Genomic DNA, 6784 nt, shown 5'->3' with positions numbered 1-6784 from the left:
CATGGACTGCTACGGCGAGCCGCTGCTCGCCGCGGTGGAAGGGGGCGCGGTCGATGTCGCCGCCGTCGATCGCGCCCTCGAACGGGTGCTGCGCCAGAAGTGCGAGCTCGGCCTGCTCGACGCCGGGTGGGCGCCCGAGGTCCCCGAGGAGATCGACCTCGACGACGCCGAATCGCGGGCGCTGGCCCGCGAGGTCGCCGAGCGCTCGATCGTGCTGCTGCACAACGACGGCACGCTTCCGCTCTCCCCCGGCACCCGCGTCGCCGTGGTGGGGCCGCGCGCGGACACCCCGGGCGCGATGCTCGGCTGCTACTCCTTCCCGCTGCACGTCGGCGTCCACCACCCCGACGTCCCGTTCGGCGTCTCGGTGCCGACCGTGCTCGAAGCGCTGAGCTCGACCTACGACGTCACCTACGCCCTGGGCTGCCCGGTCACCGGTGGCGGCGACGAAGGCATCGCGCAGGCCGTGGCCGCGTGCGAGGACGCCTCGGTCTGCGTGGCCGTGCTGGGTGACCGGGCCGGGCTGTTCGGCGGCGGGACGTCCGGCGAAGGCTGCGACGCGGCCGAACTGCGGCTGCCGGGCCGGCAGGAGGAACTCCTGGACGCCTTGCTGGACACGGGCAAGCCGGTGGTGCTCGTGCTGCTCTCGGGGCGGCCGTACGAGCTGTCCCGGCAGCTGCCGCGGCTGGCCGCGGTGGTCTGCGGCTTCTACCCCGGCGAAGAAGGCGCGGGCGCGCTGGCCGACGTCCTCGGGGGCCGGCTCAACCCGGCCGGCCGGCTGCCGGTCAGCTTCCCCGCGGCCGGGGCGAGTCAGCCGTCGACGTACCTGGCCGCGCCGCTCGGCCGGCGCAGCGAGGTGTCCACAGTGGATCCTTCGCCGCTGTTCCCGTTCGGGCACGGACTGTCCTACGCGCCGGCGACCTGGCTCGACGTCAGCGCGACGGGCTCGCTCTGGCCGACCGACGGCGTCTGCCGGGTCCGGGTCACGCTGCGCAACGACCACGGGCGCGAAACCTCCGAAGTCGTCCAGGTCTACCTGCACGACCCGGTGGCCGAGGTGGCGCGGCCGGAGCGCCAGCTCATCGCGGCCCGCCGGGTTTCCCTGCCGCCGGGCGAAACCTGCGTCCTGGAGATCGCTCTGCACGCCGACCTGACGTCCTACACCGGCCGCGCGCGGCAGCGCCAGGTCGACCCCGGGGACGTCGAACTGCGGGTCGGCACCTCGAGTGAAGAGATCGTCGCGACCCTGCACTGCACGCTGACCGGGCCGCGCCGCGTCGTCGGCGTCGACCGGGTCCTGACCCCGGAGTTCTCCTTATGAGACGTCCTCTGGTGCTCTTCGTCCTGGCCGTGCTCACCGTGCTCTTCGTCGGCGCTTCCGGTCGCCCCGCCCCGTCGCACTGGGTGGCGACGTGGACGTCGATGCCCCAGCTGACCGAGCCGGGCAACATGCCGCCGGCGCCGTTCACCGGCACCGACCGCGTGCTCGACAACGCGTCCCTGCGCGAGACGGCGCAGGTGACGGTGGGCGGCCCGCGGATCCGGCTGCGGTTCTCCAACGCCTTCGGCGGGGCGCCGCTGCCGCTGACCGCGGTGTCGGTGGCGCGCCCGGCCGCCGGCGCGGCCGGCGTCTCCTCGGTCGTGCCGGGCAGCGTCGTCCCCGTGACGTTCCACGGCAAGCCGTCGACGACGGTCCCGCAAGGCGCGCAGGTCGTGTCCGACCCGCTGTCCTTCCCCGTGCGGTCCCTGGAGAACATCGCGGTGACGGCGTACCTGGCACACGGCCAGGCTTCGACGTCGATCACCTCGCACCCGGGCTCCCGCACGACGTCGTACCTCCTGGCGGGCAACCACGTTTCCGACCTCGAACTGCCGGGCGCGACCCCGGTCGACCACTGGTACTTCCTCAGCGGCATCGAGGTGCTGTCCCCGGCGTCCGCGGTGGCGGTGATCGGCGACTCCATCTCCGACGGCCGCGGGTCGACGACGAACGGGAACGACCGCTGGCCGAACGTGCTCGCCGCACGCCTGCACGGGGTGTCCGTGGTGAACCAGGCGGCGGGCGGCAACCGCGTCCTGCAGGACGGGCTCGGCCCGAACGTGCTGGCCCGGCTGGACCGCGATCTGCTGTCCACGAGCGGGGTTTCGTGGGCGATCGTGTTCGAGGGCGTCAACGACATCGGCACGGCGACCCCGGCGGCCGCCGCCGATGTGGCGGCGCAGCTGATCGACGCCTACGACCAGATCCTGACCCGCGCCCACGCCCAGGACATCCGCGTGTACGGCGCGACGATCACGCCGTTCGGCGGCAACACCGGCTACGACGACCCGGCCCGCGAAGAGGCCCGGCAGCGGGTGAACGCCTGGATCCGCCAGCCTGGCCACTTCGACGCGCTGCTGGACTTCGACAAGGTGGCCCGAGACCCGGCCAAACCGGCCCAGCTACTGCCGGCGTACGACGTCGGTGACCACCTGCACCTCAACCCGGCGGGCTACCAGGCACTCGGTTCGAGCGTTCCGCCGCAGCTTTTCCGAAACGGCGGGTAGAAATGGCCGAGTGCCGAAAAGACGACAATTCCCGGACATGATTCCCACCCCCTGATCACCGACCGCCGAACGCGGCCTGACGGACGGTGATCGGCCGGATATCTGTTGGGACACAAGCGAGTCTCGAAGGCGGGGGCCCGTGACGCACGTCACGGGCCGTCCCCTAACATGTCGCCGTCTGCTGTCCCCACAGGTAGTCGTCGCTCCCGGAAAGGGAAAACATGTCCGACGTCATCAACAGCATCTTCGGCCGCCCCAAGAACGAAACCGCCGGCTCCGGCGGGTACGCCTACGGCACCGTCGAGCCCGAACCCGGGACCGAGGCGGCGGCCGTCGTCGAGGAGACGGATTCCGCACCCGAGACCGAAACCGCCGCGGAAACCGCCGAAGACGCAGCGGTCGACAGCGACCACGACGACGCGGAGGACACGGCCGAAGCCGGCGAGGAGGTCACCGGGACCGACGAGGAGGCGGTCGCCGAGGACACCGGCGAGGACGACACGGACGCGAACGCGGTCGAGGACACCGAAGAAGACGACACCGACCCGAACGCGGCCGAGGACGCGGCCGAGACCGCCGCCGAGACCGAGACCGAAGCGGCGGCCGAGACCGAGCCGGTCGCCGAAGCCGTCGAGGCCGAGCCGGTCGCGGACACCGAGCCGGCAGCCGCCGAAGCCGAAGCCGCGCCGGTCGTGGCCGAGCCGGCCGCCGAAACCGAAGCGGCCGCGGCCCGGCCCGCGGCGGGCAGCCGCGGCAGCACCACGATCGCCGACGGCGTGGTCGGGAAGATCGTCGTGCGGATCGCCGCGCAGACCGAGGGCGTGCACAGCGTCGCCGAGGACGGCATCAAGGTCGAGCTCGCCGACGAGGTCGCCTGGGTCACCATCCCCGTGGTGGTCGAGTTCGGTCACGCGGTCAAGGCGCTGGGCGAGCAGATCCGCGTCGCGGTGATCGACGCGGTCGAGCAGTACCTGGGCCTCGACGTCGAGGTCGTCGACGTCCACGTCACCGACATCCACTTCCCCGAAGCGGACTGAGCTCCGGTGCCCGGTCCCGGACGCGGGACCGGGCACCTTCCGCCGCCACCCCTTCGAGTGGATCATCGCCGGGGCAGCGGCTTTCCCGGCCTCGTCGCCCTCGTCGGCCCGGTACCGTCCGGCTTTTCCGGAGAAAAGGCGACACTTGACCCCTCTGAACCACCCCGGCGCCCCCGCGGAAACCCCGGACTGGCACGTCACCGCGTTCCTCGGCCCCCGGCCCGGCGAGGACGGCGGCCCGCTGCTCGACGCCGTCCGGGCCCTGCGCGAGCGCATCCTGGCCGACCACGGCCGCCGTCCGGCGCTGCTCCGCGCGGACGGCACCCACACCGACGACCAGGACCTCGACTTCGGGGCGTGGCACTTCATCGCGCGGCGCAGTCCCGGCGGCCCGCCGCTGGGGTACATCCGGCTGTCCACACCGGACACGGGTGCGCTCTTCCAGTCCCGTGACTTCCTCGGCGACGAGCCCTATCAGGCGCTGCTGGCGGCCGAGGGCTTCGGCACCGGCGACGTGTTCGAGCACGGCAGGCTGGTCGTCGAGCACCGCGCGCGGAAACTGGGGCTCGGGCTCCACCTCAACGCGCTGGCGATCGGCGCCGCCCACCACCTCGGTGCGCGGGCGCTGATCGGCACGTCCGGCACGCGGGACGGCCAGGACCGGTTCCACGAGCGGTTCGGCTTCCGGCCGGTCCGCGGCACCCGCCGGTACGTCCCGCAGTACACCGAAGACGTCCTGATCATGCTGCACCGCGTCACCGACGGCGGCGGGCGGCACCACGACCTGATCACGCGGCTGCGCGACGAATTCCCCGTCATCGCGGCGGCGGGCGCGGCGTCGCTGCTTCCCGTGCCGCCGGTGCGCCGGGTGACGCCGGACGACCCCACCTCGTCCGGCCGCGGCGGCTGGCAGCCGGTGCTCTGCTCCGCCGACAGCCTCGACGCGCTGCTCGCGTCCGGGAACGTCCGCGAGGTGCACGACCCGATCGACGAGCAGCTCACGGACCTGGTCCGCCACCGCGAACCGGCGTGCCGCGACGCGGACGAGATCGAGCGCAGGAAGCAGGACCTCCTGGCCGGCGCGCAGCCGTGGGAGTACGGCACGTGGGCGTGGTACCCGTGGTCGGGGCGGCTGGTGCACGTCCTGCCGCGCGAAGGGGCTCGCGCCGGCCGGAAGATCGGCGTCATCGGCCTTTCGGCCGGCACCAGCGCGGCGCTGGCGTGCGCGCTCGAAGGCATCGGCGACGCGTACAAGCTGGCCGGCTTCGGGCCGGCCGGCGGCACCCGGCCGCGCGGCGGGCGGCACGACCTCGGCGTCGACGAGGCGGTGCGGTCGGCGCGGCGGATGTCCGAGGTCGATCCCCACCTGGACATCGACATCGAGCGGGCCGGGCTGACGCCGGAGACCATCGAGCGGTTCTTCGCGGGTGGTCTCGACCTGCTCGTCGCGGAGTGCGGTACGCCGTGGACGAAGATCGCGGCCCGCGAGTACGCCCGCGACCTCGGCATCCCGGTCGTGATGGTGTGCGCCGACCGCGGCCTGCTCGACGTCGAGCGCTTCGACCGCGAACCCGACCGGCCGCTGCTGCACGGGCTGCTCGGCGACGTGAAGTCGGTCGATCTCCTGGAGCCGCCGGCGTCGTTCGGCGAGCTGTGCGGCGGGACCCGGCCGGCCTCCGGCGTGGCCCTCGGCGGTGCGTGGTGCGGGGAAGCGGCCCGCCGCATCCTGCTCGGCCTGCCGTGCGAGTCCGGTCGCTTCGCCACCGACCTCGGGCCGCAGCTGCACCCGTCGCGCAACCTCTACGCCGGGGACGTGGACCGCACCCGGTAGCGCAGGTGGAGCACGTCGCGGTCGTCCAGGCGCCGGACGAGTTCGAGTTCCGCCTTCGTGCCGTCGAACAGCCGCCGTCCTTCGCCGAGGAGCACCGGGACGACGTGGACTTCCAGCTCGTCCAGCAAGCCCGCGGCCAGCAACGCCTGCGCGGCCCCGGCGCCGTGCACCATGACCCCGCGGTCGCCGGCCGCGGCGCGGGCCTCCTCGGCGGCCGCGGTGACGTCGGTGAAGAACCGCGCGCTGCCGGGCGGGGTGTCGGCGGGGTCGATGTGGTGGGTGAGCACGTGGATCGGCACGCCGTCGTGGTGGTCGCCGCCCCACCGGCCGGCCAGCTCGAAGGTGCGGCGGCCGGAGATGATCGCGCCCGTCGCCATCGCTTCGCGGTAGACCTGCGCGCTGGCGCCGTCGCCGTGCCGTTCGTCCAGCCAGTTGAACAGCCGGCCGCCTCCGCGGCCCAGCTCCTGGCCGGGACGGTCGTCCGGACCGGCCACGAAGCCGTCGAGGGACATCGTCATGTAGAGGCGGATCATTCGGGGACTCCTCCGGTCGGGGTGGTACCGACGCGTCGAACGAACCCCGCCCGGATCGACGGCCCTCAGCGGTTTTTCGCCCGGGCGATCACCTCCTCCAGCCGCAGCGGGCTGGCGGGGTGGTGGGACAGGCACAGCGGCGTCGCCACCCGGCGGAACCCGAAGGCCTCCCCCGCCACGTAGAACTGCGCCCGTTCGAGCCGGGAGATGTCCGCGACCGGGCTGCCTTTCGCGCGGGCCAGGTCGTTGGCCGCCGCGATCTGGGCCGGGCTGTTGAGACGGCCGAAGAACTGCGTCATCGCGTTGCCGACCACCTGGTTGTGCAGCCCCTTGGGGGCCTGCGTGGCGAACAGCAGGCCCAGGCCGTACTTGCGGGCCTGGGAAGCGAGGACGATCGTGCTGCGCGTGCTCGCGGTGAGACTTCCGGAGGACGCCAGCGTCTGGGCTTCGTCCATGACGAACAACGCGCCCAGCGGCCGGTCACCCGCGGGATGGCGCTTGATCCAGGCGAACAGTTCCATCTGCAGCTGGTTGACGAAGTTCTGCCGCTGTTCTTCGGCGGGCAGCCCGACGAAGCTGATCACGGAGACGCGGGCCCGCTTGCCCTCGGCCGGGGTGAGCAGCGCGCCGGGGTCGACCGGCTCGCCGCCGCCGGCGAAGAGCGGGTCGTTGACCATCGCGGCCTTGAGGACTTCGGCCAGGTCGGCGGCGATGCGCTTGGCGTCGTTGAGGTTGCTGACGTCCTCGGGCAGGTCCGACAGGAGCTCGACGAGGTCCGGCAGGCTGCGCGACCCGGTCCGGGCGTGGTGGATGACGGCCTGCCGGAGCACGGCGAG

General features: G+C 73.1%; 6 protein-coding genes. 4 read left to right on the top strand and 2 right to left on the bottom strand.

The window, feature by feature from the left end:
* The 4 genes from CCN39_RS41260 to CCN39_RS41245 all read left to right on the top strand — a co-directional run.
* Positions 1-1321, top strand: a 1321-nt coding sequence (locus tag CCN39_RS41260; RefSeq protein WP_208630612.1) for a glycoside hydrolase family 3 C-terminal domain-containing protein, incomplete at its 5' end; no start/stop codon positions are given.
* Positions 1318-2547 (top strand): SGNH/GDSL hydrolase family protein, encoded by a 1230-nt coding sequence (locus tag CCN39_RS41255; RefSeq protein WP_244211234.1) that lies wholly within the window; start codon positions 1318-1320, stop codon positions 2545-2547. The genes CCN39_RS41260 and CCN39_RS41255, both read left to right, overlap by 4 nt.
* A 221-nt stretch (positions 2548-2768) precedes the next feature.
* The gene (locus CCN39_RS41250) at positions 2769-3584 is read left to right on the top strand and encodes an Asp23/Gls24 family envelope stress response protein (protein ID WP_086851754.1); all 816 of its coding nucleotides are present in this window, start codon (positions 2769-2771) and stop codon (positions 3582-3584) included.
* Positions 3585-3729: 145 nt separating this feature from the next.
* On the top strand, positions 3730-5415 hold the full coding sequence (locus CCN39_RS41245) for a ubiquitin activation protein (protein ID WP_244211233.1): 1686 nt from the start codon (positions 3730-3732) through the stop codon (positions 5413-5415).
* Here CCN39_RS41245 and CCN39_RS41240 read toward each other — a convergent pair.
* The gene (locus CCN39_RS41240) at positions 5385-5948 is read right to left on the bottom strand and encodes a dihydrofolate reductase family protein (RefSeq protein WP_086851753.1); all 564 of its coding nucleotides are present in this window, start codon (positions 5946-5948) and stop codon (positions 5385-5387) included. The genes CCN39_RS41245 and CCN39_RS41240 overlap by 31 nt on opposite strands.
* 65 nt (positions 5949-6013) lie before the next feature.
* On the bottom strand, positions 6014-6784 hold a 771-nt coding region (locus CCN39_RS41235; protein ID WP_143264349.1), incomplete at its 5' end, for an ATP-binding protein.

This window comes from Amycolatopsis kentuckyensis (assembly GCF_002155975.1).
Lineage (GTDB): Bacteria > Actinomycetota > Actinomycetes > Mycobacteriales > Pseudonocardiaceae > Amycolatopsis > Amycolatopsis kentuckyensis.
Note: the sequence above shows the minus strand (reverse complement) of the source record. Positions and strands in the feature narration are given on the sequence as shown.